This window comes from Paraburkholderia sp. RL17-368-BIF-A (assembly GCF_046054045.1).
Taxonomy (GTDB): Bacteria; Pseudomonadota; Gammaproteobacteria; order Burkholderiales; family Burkholderiaceae; genus Paraburkholderia; species Paraburkholderia graminis.
On sequence record NZ_JARESN010000002.1, the window covers coordinates 534,033 to 551,582 of the forward strand.

The following is a 17,550-nucleotide window of genomic DNA, read 5'->3' on the forward strand; positions in this document are numbered from 1 at the left end:
ACGTTCGCGTTTCTTCGCGCGTCGCTATGTACATGGCCGAAAGTGGGGTAGATTCCTCACTAAGGAATTAGCGCACGAACGCCGCGGCACGATACGTGCGTCTGATTGCCTAACTTGTATGACCTTTGATGGAGCGTGGGCCGTGCAGCGTGCGGAGCGAGTCGCAGTTGATTTTCCGATGCCGTCGCGCAACTTTGCGGCGACGCGGCGGATGCTCCTTATTGTTCTTGCCGTTTCCATTCTGTTCCCGCTTGCCTGCCTCGCCGGTTATGGCTACTTCGATTACCAGCGCCGCATCGCCGATTCAAACGATGTGATCGACCGGCTCGTGCGCGTCGCCGAAGAACAGGCGGTCAAGGTGCTCGACCTCAATCAGCAGATGGCGTCGCGCATCGTCGAGTTGATCGGCACCGAAGACGACGCGCAGATTCGCGCGCGCGAGGCGGAATTGAACCGGCAGTTGCGCGAGATCGGCGGAGACTTCCCGCAAGTGGCGTCCATCTATCTGATCGGCGCGAACGGCGATCTGCTCGTGTCGACCCGCGCTTATCCGGCGCCAACCGTGTCCGTCAGTCAGCGCGAAGACTTTATCGCCGCGCGCGCTATGCGCCCGCATCCTTACTTCTCGCTGCCGATGCTCGGCACGCTGTCGCAGACGAACGTGTTCAACACATCGATCGGGCGTATCGGGGCGGACAGCAAATTTCTCGGCGTCGTTTCTGTCGCATTGCGCAGCGAGTATTTCTCGCGCTTTTATCGCGAGTTGACGAACGGCGATCCGTCGCTTGCGCTCTCGTTGTATCGGCAGGACGGCAGTCTGCTGGTGCGCTATCCGCCGTGGCCAGGCGGCGTGCAGCCGCCCGCGGCGAACGCGTTTGGCGCCGCCTTGCGCGACAAACAGTTGTCGGGCCATGTGCGCGTCAAATCGCCGGTCGATGGCGTGGAGCGGCTCGTTGCGTTTCGGCGCGTCGGCGATTATCCGCTCTACGTGTCGAGTGCTTATGCAACGGGCTCGATCGTCGATGCATGGCGCCGGCACTTCATCGTGATCGCCGCGCTGACCGCGGTGCCGTGCATCGCGATCTGGATGCTGGTGCTGTACTCGCTGCGTCAGCTCGACGGCGAGCGCGTCGCGTGGGAACGCTGGCAGGGCGAGGTCGCGATGCGGCTGTCGGCGGAAGCATCGAGTCGGCAACTGCAGCGCATGGGCGCGCTCGGCAATCTGGTTGCCAACGTGGCGCACGACTTCAACAATCTGTTGATGGTCGTGTCCGCCAATATCGAACTGGCGCGGCTAAAGCGCTACAACAACCTCGAGAAGGAGATGACCGCCGTGCAGCGTGCGACCGCAACGGCTGAATCGCTGACACGCCGGCTTTTGAGTGTCGCGAAGAAGCAGCCGCTCAAGCAGGAGCCGATCGACCTCAGGAAATGGATGCCGGGCGCGGCGCCGCTCATCGAAGCGGCGCTCGGCGACAAGATCGAACTGGCGCTCAGCATCGTCGACGACGTGTGGCCCGTGCTCGCCGATCCGACCGACCTGGAACTCGCGATCATGAACCTCGCGGTCAACGCGCGCGATGCCATGCCGCGCGGCGGACGCTTTGTGATTCGTTGCCAGAACAACCGGCTGGTCGGCAGCGATACCTTGCTGCCCGACGGCGAGTATGTGCTGATCGCCTGTTCGGACGACGGCGAGGGCATGCCCGAATCGGTCGCGCGGCGCGCCTTCGAGCCGCTTTTCACGACCAAGCTGAGCGGCTCGGGCGCGGGCCTCGGTCTCGCGCAGGTGCTGTCGATGTGCGAACAGGCGGGCGGCACCGCGAAGATCGACAGCGTGCCTGGCAGCGGCACGACGGTGCGGCTGTATCTGCCGCGCTATCGCGAGCGCCGCGCGACGCACGCGGCGAGTCAGACCGTGGTCGAACAGCCCGCGCTGCGGCATGCCGGCATGGTGCTGCTGGTGGAAGACAACGAGGATGTCGCCGCGGGCGTCGCAGCGGTGCTCGAGACGTTCGGCTGCGAGGTGCGGCACGAGCCGACCGCCGACCAGGCGTTCGACGTGCTCAACGGCGGCGAGCGTTTCGAACTCGTGCTGTCGGACATTCAGATGCCGGGCAAGCTGAACGGCATCGACCTCGCGGAACGAGTGCGCAGCACCTGGCCTTCGCAGAAAATCGCGTTGATGACGGGCTATGCCGACGAGCTCGAACGCGCGCGCCGCATCGGCGTCGCCATTCTCGCGAAGCCATTCGATATCGAGGAACTGCACGCGCTCGTCGCTTGCGAATCGTAAGCCACGCCGTTTGTGCGGCACACCCCTTGCTGAACTCCTGACGAGGCATGCGCAGGCGGCGCGTCCGCTTGCGCAATCCGCTTCTATTCCGCATTCATCCCGACAGGAGAACAGTTATGAAGATCAAGAAGGCATTGCTCGTTTCCACACTGCTCGCAGCGTCGTCGCTGGCCATGGCGCAAGGCACAGGCGGTGCGGGTGGTGGCGGCGCCGGCGGAGGTGGCGGCGCGGGCCCGGCCGGCAACGACCCGAGCACGAGCGCCGGCGCGAATACGTCGACGCGCGAAGGCGGCGACACGGGATCGGGCACGATGTCGCATTCGAAGACGAAGAAGCATTCGTCGAAGACGACCAAGCCCGCGACCGACACCACAAATATGCCGGGCGCGAACGCGAGCAGCGACACGAAGGGTAAGTAATGCGTGCGTCGTGTGCGTAGAGTTCACGCACGCTTCCCTAAGTTTCGCGAGTGACGCGCCCGTGTGCGCGTCACTCATTTACACCGCGCTGTTGTTTTTACTTTCGCGTTTGTTCTGGCTAACGCAGCCTAGCTTTTCTCTTGCGCTGCGTCGTATTTCCCGAGCGCCGCGGCGCTGTTCAAACGCGCGCGTTTGAGCAACGCCTGCTGCGCTTCCTCGACGTTGCCCGCCGCGCCTTTCCATGCCTGCAATGGCGGTTCCTGCAACGCGCGCCCATACGAGAAGCTCAGATTCCACGGCAGCGGCCCGAGGCGATTCATTGCGTCGAGATTGGCGGTGGCTTCCTCGGGCGATTGTCCGCCGGACAGAAACACGATGCCGGGCACGGCCGAAGGCACCGTGCGTTTCAGAATCCGCACCGTATAAGCGGCGATGTCCGCAGTGGACGATTGCCGCGCGTTCTCCGAACCGGCGAGCACCATGCTCGGTTTCAGCAGAATATGTTCGAGCACCACGCGATGCCGACGCAGCGCATCAAACACCTCGTGCAGCACCGCTTCGGTGACTTCGGCGCTGCGCTCGATACTGTGATCGCCGTCCATCAGCACTTCGGGTTCGACGATCGGCACGATACCCGCTTCCTGGGAGATCGCCGCATAGCGCGCGAGCGAATCCGCGTTGGCTTCGATCGCGAGACGGCTCGGCAGATTGGCCGTGATGTTGTAGACCGCGCGCCACTTCGCGAAGCGCGCGCCTTGTTGCTTGTAATCGACGAAGCGGCGTGCGAGGCCGTCGAGGCCTTCGGTGATTTCATCGCCCGGAGCATGGGCGAGCGCAATCTTGCCGAGATCGACCTTGATGCCCGGCACGATGCCGTTTCGGGCGGCGAGTTGTGGAAACGGCGTGCCGTCGTCGGCCTTTTGACCGAGCGTTTCCTGATACAGAATGACGCCGCTCACGAATTCGCCGAGACCGGGCGTGGTGAGCAGCAGGTTGCGATACGCGCGGCGGTTTTCCTCGGTGGAGTCGATGCCGATCGTCTTGAAGCGTTTCGCGATGGTGGGACCGCTTTCGTCGGCGGCGAGCAGACCCTTGCCGGGCTGAACCATGGCGTCGACGGTGGCTTGCAGTTCGCTGCGGGTATCCATGAGATGTGCTCCCTTTGTTCGGGTTGCGGAAGAAAACCTGCCGTCGCGGCGCGTGCGGCTGCGCCCGGGTTATGACTTATTCGCCGATCAGATGCAACACGATGTCGCGATGCTGCGCATGACGCCGATGCTCGAACAGATAGAGCCCCTGCCATGTGCCGAGCACCATCTGTCCATGTTCGACGGGCACGCTCAATTGCACTTGCGTCAACGCGGTGCGCAGATGCGCGGGCATGTCGTCCGGACCTTCGGCGTCGTGCTCGTAGCGTTGCTCGTCTTCGGGCGCGAGGTTCGCGAAGTAGCGCTCCAGATCGCGCTGCACCGACGGGTCCGCGTTTTCCTGAATCAGCAGCGATGCCGACGTATGACGGCAAAAGAGCGTCAGCAGTCCCGTGTCGATGTGCTGCGCCGCGACGAAGCGGCGCGCTTCGTCGGTGAATTCGACAAGTCCGCGAGTGCGCGCCTTGACGCTTAGATGGTGGATGACCTGCTTCATGATGGAAGCGCTCGTCTACGGTTTATAGCGACGCGAACGCGTCTGTGATCTGCTCGACGCTGGTGGGGCGCACGACGCGCGCCACTTCCGCGCCGTCGCGCATGAAGATCAGCGTGGGCCACAGCTTGACCTTGAACGAGCGGCCTAGCGGCCGGCCGGGGCCGTCCTCGATCTTCAGATGCCTGACGCCGGCATGCGCTTCGAAGGCTTTTTCAATCGAAGGCTGCGCGCCCTGGCAGTAGCCGCACCAGTCCGTGCCGAACTCGACGACGGTGGCGCCGGGCAGGGCGTCGACTTCGGCTCGCGACGGGGCTTTGGTGGAATAGGGCGTCCGTATTGCCATGCATGCTCCGCTGTGGATCGGGTTGTGCGGTGTGGGGTTGCCGCGGCGCGCGGCGATCCTGTGGCCGTTGTGCTGGTCGCTACGGTAATCGCCGCAGTAATCGCCGCGGTCAACACGCGCCGCATTTTGCTTGGATAAGAGTATCAGCTATTGGTTCGGGGTTCAGACTGGCGGAACGGGGATTTGACACAAACGTACAAGTTCGTCACGCGCGGCTGTTAAACAATGCCTGACATCGTCGGCAATCTGCCGGCGGATTTGAGGAAGGAAAAATGGCGGACAGGATTTATCTGGGGCGCCCCGGCACGGACGACACCATTGGCGTCCCCACTGGTTTCAGTTGGGGCGCATTCTTGCTGGGCCCGATCTGGGCTCTGTCGAGGCGCATGTGGTTTGCGGCCTTTGCAATGGTGGCTGTGGAGCTGGCACTGTACTTACCGAGCTTGTGGTTAGACCGGGGCGACATAGTGACCTTGCTCCTGTCGATCCTGTTTGGCATCGCCTGCGGTAAGTATGGCAATGGCTGGCATCGACGGGTCTTGGAGAAACGGGGGTATGCGGTGCTGTAAGTCTGAGCGCCAGTGCGGTCGGGAGTGAGATTTGGGACACGCCTCCCCACCTTTACGCGCCCGCGCGAGCGGTCGATAATGCCCCGTTCATTCTCGCCACGAAGCCTGCCGTGCGCGCCGCGCCTCGCAGACTCGCTTCTCCTGAACTCACAGCCGCCCGTGTCGAAAAACTCACGTTTTTTTGGTCTGCTGCACATTCCCGGCTTCAAGCCGCTTGCCGCCGCCACGCTGATGCTCGGTGTGGCCATGTCGTTCACCGCGCCGTATCTGTCGCTGTTCGGCGTCGAGCGCGCGGGCATGACGCCGTTCCGGCTCGGCGTCTTCATGACGCTGATCGCGGCAAGCGGCGTGCTCGCGAGCACCTTCGCCGGCCGCTGGAGCGATGCAAGCGGGCGGCATCGGCCGTTACTGCTCGTCGCGCTCGTGCTGGCCGCGCTCGGCTATCTGTCGTTATGCGTGGTGCGCGATTACCGGCTGCTGCTCGTCGTCGGCATTGTGTTTATCGGTGTCGGCGGCTCGGCTATTTCGATGGTGTTCTCATTCAGCCGCGCCGCGCTGCCCGTGCCCGACGCGTCCGAACGCGCGTTTGCCAGCGCGACGCTGCGCACGATTCTCTCGGCGGCGTGGGTGTTCGGGCCGTCGGTGGGCGCGCTGGTGCTCGCGGCGACCAGTTTCACCGGACTCTTTCTGTTCGCCGCGGCGAGCTTTGCGGCGTGCGCGGCTATCGTGTGGCGCATGCGCGAGCCGCAAGGGCATCTCGGCGACCACACGGTAGAGGACACCGCATCGGAGCCGTCGTCGTCGATCACCGTGCCGCCGCTCAGGGAACCCGGAGCGGATGCGCACGAGGACCTGCCCGGCGTCGCATCGGCGAACGACATTGGCCGTGCGGTCGCCGCGCTGACCTTGCTCGGGCTCGCGGCCAACGCCACGATGATCGTGTTGCCGCTTTACATCGTGCATGGCCTGAACGGCACGCATCTGGACGTATCGGTGATGCTCGGCCTCGGCGCATTGACCGAGATTCCGATGATGCTCGCGCTCGGCGCGAAGTCTTCGAGCCTGCACAAGCCGAACTGGCTTGCCGCCTGCGCGGCGGTTCACGCGGCCTATTTCGTCGCGATGTCGCTCGCCGGAAACGTGCATGTGCTGATTCCGATGCAGATCCTCAACGCGTTCGTCGTTGCCGTGACTTCATGCCTCGGCATGACCTACGTGCAGGACCTGATGCCCGATGCGCCAGGCCGCGCCACCGCGCTCTTCTTCAACGCGGCGCGGGTCGGCTCGATTCTTTCCGGCGTGTTGTCCGGCCTGCTGGTGCAGGCGTTCAGCTATCGCGGCACGTTCCTCTTCTGCGGCTTGCTCGCGCTGTGCGCGCTCGTGCTGTTTGCCGTGCCGGGCTATCGTTATCCGCTGATGTGGCGAGCCGTGCGGCGTTTCGCCCGCACGCAATACGCGAAGCTTCAATCGAGGCGCGCGCTGCGCGGAGGGCGCGAGCTTTAGCGGGCACGGGACACGTTTCATGTGCGGCGGGCCGGTTTGCCACGCGCTGAATGACAGAGACCTTACGCCGCGCACAACTTCGGCAAGGAGGCGTATCGTTGTCGTCACGCATGCTGCCGGACGCGGCCGACGCAACAAACGCAGCATGACCATCTGACTGAAACCAGGCAGCATCACAAGGCACTTTCGGGAGCGGTGAAAATGCAGCTAGGCATGATTGGATTGGGACGCATGGGCGCGGATATGGTGCGGCGCCTGACGAAGGGCGCGCAGCAATGCGTCGTCTACGACGTACAGCCTGCGGCTGTCGAGCGGCTCGTGCAGGAGGGCGTGACGGGCGCGTCGTCGCTCGAAGACCTCGTGGCCAGGCTCGACAAGCCGCGCGCCGTGTGGCTGATGGTGCCCGCCGCGGTGGTCGACGGCACGCTCGAAAAACTCGTGCCCTTGCTCGAGCCGGGCGACATCGTGATCGACGGCGGCAACTCGTACTATCACGACGACATTCGCCGCGGCGCCGACCTCGCCGCACGCAAACTGCATTACGTCGACGTCGGTACGAGCGGCGGCGTCGCGGGCCGCGAGCGCGGTTATTGCCTGATGATCGGCGGGGAAACGCAGGTCGTCGAGCGGCTTGAGCCGATCTTTTCGACGCTCGCGCCAGGCGCCGCCGCCGCGCCTGCGACGTCAGGACGCAATCCGGGCAACAGCACGGCGGAGCAGGGCTTTCTGCATTGCGGTCCGCTCGGCGCAGGGCACTTCGTGAAGATGGTCCACAACGGCATCGAATACGGTTTGATGGCCGCGTATGCCGAGGGCCTCAACATTCTGCGTCACGCGGACGCCGGCAAGCACGCGCGCGAGGCGGACGCCGAGACCTCGCCGCTGCGTCGTCCGCAGTTGTATCAATACGATTTCAATCTGGCCGATATCGCCGAAGTATGGCGGCGCGGCAGCGTGATCGGCTCGTGGCTGCTCGACCTGATCGCGGGCACGCTCGCGGGCGATGCCGATCTGCAACAGTATGCGGGCCGCGTATCCGATTCGGGCGAGGGACGCTGGACGATGTCGGCGGCCATCGACGAAGGCGTGCCCGCGCCCGTGCTGAGCGCGGCGCTGTTCGCGCGCTTCAGTTCGCGCGGCGAAGCGGACTTCGCGAACCGCGTGTTGTCGGCGATGCGTCATGACTTCGGCGGCCATGCAGAAAAACCCGCTGCGCCGCCCGCGAGTTCGCAGGGTTGATCGTCCGCTAATAGCCCGAGCAGCCCAAGCAGCACAAGCAGCACAAGCACAGAGCACAAGCACAGCCGAATCCACGGAGCCGCACATGCCAGCCGCACCCGCCACCCGCACTGCACCGCACGACGTCGTTTTCCTCTTCGATTGCGACAACACGCTGCTCGACAACGACCATGTGCTCTCCGACTTGCGCAGCCACATGATGCGCGAGTTCGGCACCGACAACAGCACGCGCTATTGGGAAATTTTCGAGCAGTTGCGCGGCGAGCTCGGCTATGCCGACTACCTGGGCGCGTTGCAGCGGTATCGCACGGAGCATCCGCGGGACACGCGCCTGTTGCTGATGTCGTCGTTTCTGATCGATTATCCGTTTGCGAACCGGCTCTATCCGGGCGCGCTCGACGCGTTGCGCCACGTGGGCGAATACGGGCCCACGGTGATTCTGTCGGACGGGGACGTGGTGTTCCAGCCGCGCAAGGTCGCGCGTTCGGGCCTATGGGACGAAGTCGAAGGCCGCGTGCTGATCTACATCCACAAGGAGCTGATGCTCGATCAGGTGATGGAATGCTACCCCGCGCGCCACTACGTGATGGTCGACGACAAGCTGCGCATTCTCACCGCGATGAAGAATGCCTGGGGCGGGCGGCTCACCACGGTATTTCCGCGCCAGGGTCACTACGCTTTGGACCCGAAGGAGATACTCGGCAATCCGCCCGCGGACGTCACGATCGAGCGGATCGGCGACCTCGCGCAGTTTGACGTGAAAGCGCTGCTGGCGGAAAAGCCCTAGACGTTGCGCAGTTTTTCCTGCGCGTCGGCGGCGCCCATTCTGCCTGCCGCATCCTGTGCGCTCGTGCCTGCCGCGTCGCGCGCATCGCGATTCGCGCCGTGCGCGATCAGCAGATCCATGATCGTGGTGCGGTTGAACATGGCGGCGACCATCAGCGCGGTGCGTCCGTCGGGCGATGCGCCTTCCACATCGGCGCCATGCGCGAGCAAGGTTTCGACCACGGCGTCGAAACCCTTGAACGCCGCGCCCGCGATAGGCGTCTGGCCGTTATTGTTGCGCAAGTCGGGATCGGCGCCGCGTTCGAGCAGCGTGCGCACCGCGTCGACATGTCCGTGATAGCTCGCGAGCATCAGCAGACTGTCGCCGTTGTCGTTGCGCAGATTGGGCGGCACGCCTTTTTCGATCACGGCGGCGAGCATCGCGGCATCGCCCTGGCGCGCAAGATCGAACACCTGTCGCGCGAGTTCGAGCACTTGCGGGTCGATGGGCTGCCCGGAAGGCGGGGAAGAGTCGGCCGGATTGGTCAATGAAATCTCCTTGCAGGAACGCTGCGCCGCTCGGCGCATGAACACCGGCAGCATACACAGTTTGTGCCGTCGACGCGCGCAGCGGCACGTCCCATCACGCGTGGCCGAACAGCTTCACGAGCAGCCCGAATATGCCGACGAGGACAGCCAGGCCCGCGCACAGCACCACGAGCGTGAGAAGAAGAACGAGCGGCGCTTTCATACGGTTGGAAGTCGGCATGATGAATGTGTATGGTTAAGAGCGAGTAATACGGGTGCGCGACGATATGCGCAGTCGCTTCGCGCAGCTTAAGCGTTTCGGTGGATGCGTGCAGCGTGGGTGGCGCAGGACTTGCAGCGGGGCGTGCGGCGTGCGGTGATGGTGACGCTTGACCACGCGCAAGCATTTGTCCGCATTCCCGAACCATGATGCGCGCATACGGTCACACCGCAGACGACCGCGCTTCGCAACACGCCTCACCCCCGTCATGTCACGCGCATGACACGCATCGGCAAAACACTTCGCAACGTCCGCTAACCCGCCTGACAGTTCTTACGAGGAGTGACGTCATGGCTGAAGCAATCTCCCGTCCTGCCCCGCCGCAAACTCTCGACCCCGAAACGCTGCGCAAGATGGACCGCTACTGGCGCGCATGCAATTACCTGTCCGCCGGCATGATCTATCTGCGCGACAACCCGCTGCTGCGCGAACCGCTGAAGCCGGAGCACATCAAGAATCGTCTGTTGGGACATTGGGGCTCGGACCCTGGACAGAGCTTCCTGCTCGTGCATCTGAACCGGCTCATCAACAAGCTCGACCTGAACATGATCTACATTTCCGGTCCAGGGCACGGCGCACCCGCGACGCTCGCGAACTGTTATCTCGAGGGACATTACTCGGAAATCTATCCGGACCGCAGCGAAGACGAAGCCGGCCTGCGGCGCTTCTTCCGCCAGTTTTCGTTTCCTGGCGGCATCGGCTCGCACTGCACGCCGGAAACGCCGGGCTCCATTCACGAAGGCGGCGAACTCGGCTACAGCCTGTCGCATGGCTATGGTGCGGCGTTCGACAACCCCGACCTGATCGTCGCGGTGATGATCGGCGACGGCGAAGCGGAGACCGGGCCGCTCGCCACGTCATGGCATTCGAACAAGTTTCTGAACCCGGTGCGCGACGGCGCGGTGCTGCCGGTGCTGCATCTGAACGGCTACAAGATCGCGAATCCGACGCTGCTCGCACGCATTCCGCGTGAAGAACTCGAAGCGTTGCTGACCGGTTACGGCCACAAACCGTATTTCGTCGAAGGCGACGATCCAAACGTCATGCATCAGCAGATGGCCGCGACGCTCGAACAATGCATCGGCGAAATCAGGGCGATCCAGCAACATGCGCGCGCCAGCAACGACACGACGCGTCCGCGCTGGCCGATGATCGTGCTGCGTTCGCCGAAAGGCTGGACCGGTCCGAAAGAAGTGGACGGTCACAAGGTGGAAGGTTCGTGGCGCTCGCACCAGGTGCCCATTGCCGATCCGGCGACCAACAGCAAGAGCCTGAAACTGCTCGAAGGCTGGCTGCGCAGTTACGAGCCCGAGTCGCTGTTCGACGAAAGCGGGCGGCTCGTCGAGGAATTGCGCGAACTCGCGCCGAAGGGCACGCGCCGCATCAGCGCAAATCCGCATGCGAACGGCGGCGTGCTGTGCAAGATGCTCGACATGCCCGCGTTTCGCGACTACGCGGTCGAAGTGAAAAAGCCCGCATCCGCGTACTCGTCGCCTACACAAACACTCGGCAAATTTTTGCGCGACGTGATGCGCAGGAACATGACCAACTTCCGCGTGTTCGGCCCCGACGAAACCGCGAGCAACAAGCTCACGGCGATCTATGAAGCATCGGACAAGACCTGGCTCGCCGACTCGCAGCCGAACGATGCGGACGGCGGCGCGCTGTCGGCGAACGGCCGCGTGATGGAAATGCTGAGCGAACACACGCTCGAAGGCTGGTTCGAAGGTTATGTGCTGACGGGCCGGCATGGTCTCTTCGCGACGTATGAAGCGTTCGTGCATGTGATCGATTCGATGTTCAACCAGCACGCAAAGTGGCTCGAAAAAGCCAAGCGCGAACTCGGCTGGCGCCAGCCAGTGCCGTCGATCAACCTGCTCATCACGTCGCTTGTATGGCGTCAGGATCACAACGGCTTCACGCATCAGGACCCCGGTTTTCTGGACGTCGTGACGAATAAAAGCCCGGACGTAGTGCGTATTTATCTGCCGCCCGACGCAAACTGTCTGTTGAGCGTGGCAGATCACTGCCTGCGTTCGCGCGATTACGTGAACGTGATCGTGTCGGACAAGCAGCCGCATCTGGAGTATCTCGACATGGATGCGGCCGTCACGCATTGCACGAAGGGCATCGGCATCTGGGATTGGGCGTCGACCGACCAGGGCGCCGAGCCGGACGTGGTGATCGCGTGCGCGGGCGACATCGCGACAATGGAGGCGCTCGCCGCCGTGCAGCTTCTGAAAGAGCGTTTCGCTGATCTGAAAATCCGCTTCGTCAACGTCGTCGATCTGTTCCGGCTGATGCCCGAGCATGCGCATCCACACGGCCTGTCGAGCCGCGATTTCGATTCGCTGTTTACGACGAGCAAGCCGGTGATTTTCAACTTCCATTCGTATGCGTCGCTGGTTCACAAGCTGACGTATAACCGCACGAATCACGACAACCTGCATGTGCACGGTTATCACGAGAAGGGCAACATCAACACGCCGCTCGAACTCGCGATCATCAATCAGGTGGACCGGTTTTCGCTCGCCATCGACGTGATCGATCGCGTGCCGAAACTGCGCGGCGTCGGCGATCACGCGAAGGAATGGCTGCGCGGGCAGATCATCGAGCATCTCGCCTATGCGCATGCCGAGGGCATCGACAAGGAAGAAATCCGCAACTGGACGTGGAAAGACTGAGCGAGGCGCGCCATGAACACGCAGCACGGCGCTTCGCCGCCAACCATTCTCGTGCTGAACAGCGGATCGTCGTCGCTGAAGTTCGGGCTGTTCGCGCATACGGGCGACGACGAATCGCTGCTGCTCGAAGGCAGCGCGCAAGGCATCGGCCGCGGCGACGGCAGCCTGCGCATTGCTGCGCCGGACGCACGCGTGCTGGTGCACGAGCAGCATGTGCTGGAATCGCAGACCGATGCGTTGCAAAAGCTCTCGGCCGTGCTTGCCGCTCAGCACTATGCGCAGCCAACGGCGGTCGGGCATCGCGTGGTGCATGGCGGGCCGCATCTGCGCACGCATCAGCGGCTCACGCCCGAGGTGCGCCGCCGTTTGCAGGATGCCGTGCATTTTGCGCCGCTGCATATTCCGCCGGCGCTTGCGTTGATCGACGAGGCGCAGACCATCTTCGGTGACGCCGGGCACTTTGCCTGCTTCGACACCGCGTTTCATGCGACGCTGCCGCCGCGCGCGGCGCAGCTCGCGTTGCCGCGCCGTTATGCGGATGCCGGCGTGATTCGCTATGGATTTCACGGGCTTTCGTACGAATCGCTCGTCGCGCAACTGGGCGCGGCGCTGCCGCCGCGCGCGGTGTTCGCGCATCTCGGCAACGGTTCGAGCGTGTGCGCGTTGCGCGACGGGAAATCGATCGATACGTCGATGGGCATGACGCCGACCGGCGGCGTGCCGATGGGCACGCGCTGCGGCGATCTCGATCCGGGCGTGTTGCTGTATCTGATGCGGGTGGAAAAGCTCGACGCGGACGCGCTCGAAACGCTGCTGAACCGGCACAGCGGTCTGGCCGGTTACGCCGATGGCGAGAGCGACATGCAGGCGCTCGAACAACGCGCGGCGGCGGGCGACGCGAATGCGTCGCTTGCGCTCGACGCGTTCGCCGCGGCGGTGCGCAAGACCATCGGCGGATATGCGGCTTTGCTGGGCGGCATCGATCTATTGGTGTTCACCGGCGGCATTGGCGAGCATAGCGCGGAGATTCGCAAGCGCATTTGCGAGGGACTGGGCTTTCTTGATCTTTGCGAAGGCGATGCTTCGGGCAAGGTGAGGGCGGTTCATACGGAAGAGGAGAAACAGATTGCGAGGCATTGCCGTGCGTTGTTGCGTGGGTGATGCACCCACTGCGAGCGACACGGCGCTCACGCGCAGGACCGGCTGCAAACGCATAGGCATCGAATACTCCATGTGAAAAAGCAGAAAGCCAGGCAGGCGACATGCCCAGCGGCGCGCGATACGACCCGCTGCGGCGAGATAGATGCACCGCCGGCGCCCAGGCCGTTTATCATAGTGCCCACAACCAGAAAAGTGCCGCCTCGCTGAGCGCGGCAAGGCGTTTCACCGATCACCACGGCAGCCATGCCGCTACACCACATGAATTCGACTCCCGATGTTCCCTCCCGTCCTTCGATCCGCGCGTTGACGCTGCTCGAGGGGCGCGTGCTTGGCGTGCTCGTCGAAAAACAGCACACGGTGCCCGACAGTTATCCGCTTTCGCTCAACGCACTGACGTTGGGCTGCAACCAGAAGACCGGCCGCTCGCCGGTGATGAACGCGACCGAAGCCGAAGTGCTGACCGCGCTCGACGGCCTCAAGCGGCTCAGCCTCGTCATGGAGGGCAGCAGCAGCCGCGTGCCGCGCTTCGAGCACAACATGAATCGCGTGCTTGGATTGCCGAGTCAATCGGCTGCGTTGCTCACCACGTTGCTGCTGCGCGGTCCGCAGACGGCCGCGGAATTGCGTTTGAACAGCGCGCGCCTTCATGGATTCGCCGATATTTCGTCGGTCGAAGCGTTTCTCGACGAACTCGCCGCGAACGATCCGCCGCGCGTCGTCAGACTGCCTCGCACGCCAGGCGAGCGCGAACATCGCTGGATGCATTTGCTGTGCGGCGAAGTGAACCTGAGCGAGTTCGCGCAGCCGGGCGGCAGCGCGGACGAAAGCGTGCCGCTCTCCGCGTTCGAGGCGCTGAAAGCCGAGCAAAAAAGACTCGCCGACGAAGTCAGCCGGCTTCAGGTGGTGGTGCGGCGCATGGCCGCCGAACTGGGCATCGACGCGAACGATCTAGATGCGTGAGCTTTGACGCTCAGGTGTCGGTGCCGCGGCGCGGATCGGTGGATAACGCACGCTGCGTGCGATAGAAATTGCGCGGCGGCACATTTGGCGAGTCTTGTGCGAGCCGGTCGAGCTCGTCGCGAATCGCGGTCAGATAGTGGCCGTCGCGCGCATCGGGGTCGCCCGCGAAAACCGATTCGAGACGCCGCCGCACCGCGCCATAACGCGCGCCCGCCGCGCGATGTTTTTCGGCGCGCTCCGCATACCGCAGATACGTTTGCAGCGCCGCCGACACCGCGGCGATCACGCTCACGAGCCCGACCAGCATCCTGACCTCGAACGAAACGGCGCTCGAATTCAGCGAGGCAAACACGGCCGTGCCCACGAACGCGGCCAGTACGGTGACGAGCCAGCCCATCTGACGGTCGCGCGCGGACAGCAGATCGGCCATGTCGTAGTGACTCATCTGGGATTCGCGCGCGCGTCGGATCCATTTCAGCAGAAGCTGCTGTTCGTCGACGGGCGGCTCGTAGGCAGGCAGATTCTTCATGGGGCTCGTCAGGGCAGTGGCGTGCCGCGCTCCGCGCGCGTGCACCGATGACGTTACTGTGCCACAGAAGGCGCGGCCTGGAGCCGCGCGTGTCACGCCGCCTGCGCGGCCGGCCGCGCTATGCCGAAGCGCTCATTGTGCGGCCTGCCGTTCAGATAGAAGTCGCCGATGGCGGCCTCGCGGATGATCGCCGGATTGTGCGACGCGAGCACGCGCGCATTGCGCCAGTAGCGGTCGAAGCGCCGCGTTTCGCTCGTCGCCGATGCGCCGCCCACTTCGAACAGCAGCGTCGCGGCCTGCAACGTTTGCTCGATGGCGATCTGCTGCGCCGGGAAGGTCTGAATGTCGAGCCGGAAATAGGTCTCTTCGGTCGTGCGGCCTTCGTGCCGTGCGATCAGTACTTCGTCGATGGCCCTTGCGAGCGATGCACTGATGCTTTGCGTCGAATAGGCGAGGCTCGCGAGCCGGCCCACGACGCGTTGCACGAGCGGATTGTCGCGCGGACTCGATTCGCCTGGGATTCCGAAGGTTCGCGTCTTTGCCTGCGCGAAGGCGACGGCGTCGCGCAGCGCGGCACGGCTAATGCCTGCGAGATTCGCGATGTGCAGCGCCTGATAGTACGACGTGAGCACGCTGTTGCGGCGCGGCGCCGACGCGTCATAGCGCCGGTACACGTTCTCGCGCGAGATGGGCACATGGTTAAAGCGCGTGGTGCCGCTGCCCGTCAGGCGCTGGCCGAAACCGTCCCAATCGTCGATACGTTCGAGACCCGGCGTGTCGGTTTTGACGAGCACGCGCAGGTCGCTTTCGCCGTCGTGCGCGGTGACGTCGACCCAGTCCGCGTAGAGCGTGCCGGTGGTGTAGTACTTCTCTCCGTCGAGATGCCACGCGCCGTCGGTCTGCGTGAGACGCAGGCTGTTGTTGGTGACGGCGGTGCGTTCGGCCACGGCGCCGCCGATGATCTGCCCTTGCGCGACGCGTGTGAGCCAGCGGTCGCGCAACGCGTCGTCGCCATATTCCAGCAGTGATTCGATAAAGCCGCCATGCACGCGCAGGATTTGCGGCAGGTTCGAATCCGCTTCGCCGAGGCGCGTGACGAGGCCAAGGAACTCGCTCAGCGACACCCCTTCGCCGCCGTATTGCGTCGGTACGCGCAGCTTCGTATAGCCGGCTTCGCGCAACCATTCGACGGGTTCGTAGGCAAGCTCGCGATGCCGTTCGCGATGCACCGCGCCTTCTGCGATGCGCGCGAACACGGGCGCGAAGCGGCGCGTCAGCGCGTTGTCGTCGAAAAGTTGCGCGGCATCGGCAAGGTCGGCCGCATGCGGCGGGTTGTCGTGTGAAGAGGGCGCGGACATGGGTTCTCCGTATGGGACGCGCAATGCGCAATCCGGCAACGGTAAGACATACGGCGAGCGCGGAGCAACGAAGGATTTCGCTGATTCTTAGCAGGGAGAGAGGAATGGATTTTGTGCGTGCATGGATGGCACGCGCTGTGGACGCGTGCGCAAGTCCACTCCTGTCACGACCGATCCCGATTGCGCGCTCGCGTCGCACCGGTGATGACCGCGATGCCGAACAGAATCACGGCCACGATCGCGATGATGTGCTGCGCGGCGTGCAGCGCCATCAATCCCCACGCGACGCCGCCGATGAAAATGATCCATCCGACCAGGTAGATAAGCAGGGTCATCGTTTTTCTCCTTCTGTTGTCGGCTCATGGCGCCGGTTGCCTGCCGTGAAAAATTTACCGTGCGCTCCGATGGTTGCCTATGACGCCGCTAATGCAAGGGCCATCGGCAGGCTTATTCCCAAGCACATTGCGCGCCTGGCTTCGTGATGCAGTGCGTGGCCAATCGTCGGAACGCGGCTTGCTTGCTTCGCGTGCATATCCGCCCCATGCAAAAAACGCGAAGCGAGCAGCGCAACGCGACGAACTATGGTTACCACGAAGCGCACACCGAAGCGCACACCCAAGCGCCCATCATCCTCGGAAGGCGAAGAGCCGGCCGCGCCCGAGGTCGATCCCGACCAGCATCCCGCGACACTCGACGATTGCCGCCGCTGTCCGCTCTGGGCCAACGCGACCCAAGGCGTGCCGGGCGCCGGTCCACGCCGCGCGCCGATCATGATGGTCGGCGAGCAGCCGGGCGACAAGGAAGATCTGCAAGGCTTGCCGTTTGTCGGCCCAGCCGGCGCGTTGCTCGACGACGCGCTCGTCGAAGCCGGCGTCGGTCGCAAGGAAGTCTATGTGACCAACGCGGTCAAGCATTTCAAATGGACGCCGCGCGGCAAGCGCCGCATGCATAAAACGCCGGGGCAACGCGAGGTGGACGCGTGCCGCTACTGGCTCGATCAGGAACTAGAGAGCGTCGGCGCTCACGTGATCGTCGCCTTGGGCGCGACCGCGCTGAAGGCCGTGCTCGAAGATCCGAAGTCGCGCTTGCAGGACGCGATCGGCAAGGTCATCGAACATGGCGACCGGCTCGTGGTCGCGACGTATCATCCTTCGTTCGCCTTGCGTGCGCCCGATCCCGAGACGCGTCATCGCGCGTATGCGGCGATCGTCGCCGCGCTGCAGGACGCGAAGAAACTCGCGCAGCGGCGCAAATAGAAGCGGGCGTGGCGTG

General features: G+C 63.9%; 18 protein-coding genes. 10 read left to right on the forward strand and 8 right to left on the reverse strand.

What is annotated here, in order from left to right; translation table 11 throughout:
* The first annotated feature begins 142 nt into the window (after positions 1-142).
* Positions 143-2,296: a hybrid sensor histidine kinase/response regulator family protein gene (locus P0D87_RS05460; RefSeq protein WP_029970598.1), complete on the forward strand. Its 2,154-nt coding sequence runs from the start codon at positions 143-145 to the stop codon at positions 2,294-2,296.
* A gap of 116 nt (positions 2,297-2,412) precedes the next feature.
* Positions 2,413-2,715 (forward strand): hypothetical protein, encoded by a 303-nt coding sequence (locus P0D87_RS05465; protein WP_006047066.1) that lies wholly within the window; start codon positions 2,413-2,415, stop codon positions 2,713-2,715.
* Positions 2,716-2,843: 128 nt separating this feature from the next.
* Here P0D87_RS05465 and P0D87_RS05470 read toward each other — a convergent pair whose 3' ends face one another.
* From P0D87_RS05470 to P0D87_RS05480, 3 genes are all read right to left on the reverse strand, one after another.
* Positions 2,844-3,863, reverse strand: a complete 1,020-nt coding sequence (locus tag P0D87_RS05470; protein ID WP_053859125.1) for a class I fructose-bisphosphate aldolase — start codon at positions 3,861-3,863, stop codon at positions 2,844-2,846.
* Positions 3,864-3,939: 76 nt separating this feature from the next.
* Positions 3,940-4,359, reverse strand: coding sequence for a secondary thiamine-phosphate synthase enzyme YjbQ (locus P0D87_RS05475; RefSeq protein ID WP_053859124.1), 420 nt, complete (start codon positions 4,357-4,359; stop codon positions 3,940-3,942).
* Positions 4,360-4,381: 22 nt separating this feature from the next.
* Positions 4,382-4,702, reverse strand: a complete 321-nt coding sequence (locus P0D87_RS05480) for a thioredoxin family protein (protein WP_053859123.1) — start codon at positions 4,700-4,702, stop codon at positions 4,382-4,384.
* A 272-nt stretch (positions 4,703-4,974) separates the two neighbouring features.
* On the opposite strand from P0D87_RS05480, the gene P0D87_RS05485 reads away from it, so the two are divergent.
* From P0D87_RS05485 to P0D87_RS05500, 4 genes are all read left to right on the forward strand, one after another.
* The gene (locus P0D87_RS05485; RefSeq protein ID WP_053859122.1) at positions 4,975-5,271 is read left to right on the forward strand and encodes a DUF2628 domain-containing protein; all 297 of its coding nucleotides are present in this window, start codon (positions 4,975-4,977) and stop codon (positions 5,269-5,271) included.
* Positions 5,272-5,430: 159 nt separating this feature from the next.
* A complete protein-coding gene (locus P0D87_RS05490; RefSeq protein WP_053859121.1) occupies positions 5,431-6,774 on the forward strand; it encodes a sugar efflux transporter in 1,344 nt (447 codons plus the stop codon).
* 201 nt (positions 6,775-6,975) lie between these two features.
* The gene (gene gnd, locus P0D87_RS05495; RefSeq protein WP_053859120.1) at positions 6,976-8,013 is read left to right on the forward strand and encodes a phosphogluconate dehydrogenase (NAD(+)-dependent, decarboxylating); all 1,038 of its coding nucleotides are present in this window, start codon (positions 6,976-6,978) and stop codon (positions 8,011-8,013) included.
* Between the two features lie 85 nt (positions 8,014-8,098).
* Complete coding sequence (locus P0D87_RS05500; RefSeq protein WP_044020110.1) at positions 8,099-8,800, forward strand: HAD family hydrolase; 702 nt, start codon at positions 8,099-8,101, stop codon at positions 8,798-8,800.
* On the opposite strand, the gene P0D87_RS05505 is transcribed toward P0D87_RS05500, so the two are convergent.
* On the reverse strand, positions 8,797-9,327 hold the full coding sequence (locus P0D87_RS05505; protein ID WP_053860703.1) for an ankyrin repeat domain-containing protein: 531 nt from the start codon (positions 9,325-9,327) through the stop codon (positions 8,797-8,799). The two genes, P0D87_RS05500 and P0D87_RS05505, sit on opposite strands and share 4 nt — an antisense overlap.
* Before the next feature lie 94 nt (positions 9,328-9,421).
* Positions 9,422-9,547 carry a hypothetical protein gene (locus tag P0D87_RS05510; RefSeq protein WP_258196184.1) on the reverse strand — a complete coding sequence of 42 codons (126 nt, stop codon included), beginning with the start codon at positions 9,545-9,547 and terminating at the stop codon, positions 9,422-9,424.
* Between the two features lie 329 nt (positions 9,548-9,876).
* Between P0D87_RS05510 and P0D87_RS05515 the strand changes: the two genes are divergently transcribed.
* From P0D87_RS05515 to P0D87_RS05525, 3 genes are all read left to right on the forward strand, one after another.
* Positions 9,877-12,270: a phosphoketolase family protein gene (locus P0D87_RS05515; RefSeq protein ID WP_053859119.1), complete on the forward strand. Its 2,394-nt coding sequence runs from the start codon at positions 9,877-9,879 to the stop codon at positions 12,268-12,270.
* A 12-nt stretch (positions 12,271-12,282) separates the two neighbouring features.
* Positions 12,283-13,431 (forward strand): acetate/propionate family kinase, encoded by a 1,149-nt coding sequence (locus P0D87_RS05520; RefSeq protein WP_053859118.1) that lies wholly within the window; start codon positions 12,283-12,285, stop codon positions 13,429-13,431.
* A 258-nt stretch (positions 13,432-13,689) separates the two neighbouring features.
* Positions 13,690-14,391 (forward strand): YceH family protein, encoded by a 702-nt coding sequence (locus P0D87_RS05525; RefSeq protein WP_053859117.1) that lies wholly within the window; start codon positions 13,690-13,692, stop codon positions 14,389-14,391.
* A gap of 10 nt (positions 14,392-14,401) precedes the next feature.
* On the opposite strand, the gene P0D87_RS05530 is transcribed toward P0D87_RS05525, so the two are convergent.
* From P0D87_RS05530 to P0D87_RS05540, 3 genes are all read right to left on the reverse strand, one after another.
* Positions 14,402-14,920 carry an SLATT domain-containing protein gene (locus P0D87_RS05530; protein WP_053859116.1) on the reverse strand — a complete coding sequence of 173 codons (519 nt, stop codon included), beginning with the start codon at positions 14,918-14,920 and terminating at the stop codon, positions 14,402-14,404.
* A gap of 92 nt (positions 14,921-15,012) precedes the next feature.
* Positions 15,013-16,278 (reverse strand): acyl-CoA dehydrogenase family protein, encoded by a 1,266-nt coding sequence (locus tag P0D87_RS05535; RefSeq protein WP_053859115.1) that lies wholly within the window; start codon positions 16,276-16,278, stop codon positions 15,013-15,015.
* Between the two features lie 164 nt (positions 16,279-16,442).
* Complete coding sequence (locus P0D87_RS05540) at positions 16,443-16,613, reverse strand: hypothetical protein (protein ID WP_408636740.1); 171 nt, start codon at positions 16,611-16,613, stop codon at positions 16,443-16,445.
* A 246-nt stretch (positions 16,614-16,859) separates the two neighbouring features.
* Between P0D87_RS05540 and P0D87_RS05545 the strand changes: the two genes are divergently transcribed.
* Positions 16,860-17,534 carry a UdgX family uracil-DNA binding protein gene (locus P0D87_RS05545; protein ID WP_053859114.1) on the forward strand — a complete coding sequence of 225 codons (675 nt, stop codon included), beginning with the start codon at positions 16,860-16,862 and terminating at the stop codon, positions 17,532-17,534.
* Positions 17,535-17,550: the final 16 nt, after the last annotated feature.

Coding starts and splice junctions, on each gene's coding strand:
- P0D87_RS05465 (WP_006047066.1), top strand. CDS start 2,413: ATGAAGATCAAGAAGGCATTGCTCGTTTCCACACTGCTCGCAGCGTCG.
- P0D87_RS05470 (WP_053859125.1), bottom strand. CDS start 3,863: ATGGATACCCGCAGCGAACTGCAAGCCACCGTCGACGCCATGGTTCAG.
- P0D87_RS05475 (WP_053859124.1), bottom strand. CDS start 4,359: ATGAAGCAGGTCATCCACCATCTAAGCGTCAAGGCGCGCACTCGCGGA.
- P0D87_RS05480 (WP_053859123.1), bottom strand. CDS start 4,702: ATGGCAATACGGACGCCCTATTCCACCAAAGCCCCGTCGCGAGCCGAA.
- P0D87_RS05485 (WP_053859122.1), top strand. CDS start 4,975: ATGGCGGACAGGATTTATCTGGGGCGCCCCGGCACGGACGACACCATT.
- gnd (WP_053859120.1), top strand. CDS start 6,976: ATGCAGCTAGGCATGATTGGATTGGGACGCATGGGCGCGGATATGGTG.
- P0D87_RS05500 (WP_044020110.1), top strand. CDS start 8,099: ATGCCAGCCGCACCCGCCACCCGCACTGCACCGCACGACGTCGTTTTC.
- P0D87_RS05510 (WP_258196184.1), bottom strand. CDS start 9,547: ATGCCGACTTCCAACCGTATGAAAGCGCCGCTCGTTCTTCTTCTCACG.
- P0D87_RS05515 (WP_053859119.1), top strand. CDS start 9,877: ATGGCTGAAGCAATCTCCCGTCCTGCCCCGCCGCAAACTCTCGACCCC.
- P0D87_RS05520 (WP_053859118.1), top strand. CDS start 12,283: ATGAACACGCAGCACGGCGCTTCGCCGCCAACCATTCTCGTGCTGAAC.
- P0D87_RS05525 (WP_053859117.1), top strand. CDS start 13,690: ATGAATTCGACTCCCGATGTTCCCTCCCGTCCTTCGATCCGCGCGTTG.
- P0D87_RS05530 (WP_053859116.1), bottom strand. CDS start 14,920: ATGAAGAATCTGCCTGCCTACGAGCCGCCCGTCGACGAACAGCAGCTT.
- P0D87_RS05535 (WP_053859115.1), bottom strand. CDS start 16,278: ATGTCCGCGCCCTCTTCACACGACAACCCGCCGCATGCGGCCGACCTT.
- P0D87_RS05540 (WP_408636740.1), bottom strand. CDS start 16,613: ATGACCCTGCTTATCTACCTGGTCGGATGGATCATTTTCATCGGCGGC.
- P0D87_RS05545 (WP_053859114.1), top strand. CDS start 16,860: ATGGTTACCACGAAGCGCACACCGAAGCGCACACCCAAGCGCCCATCA.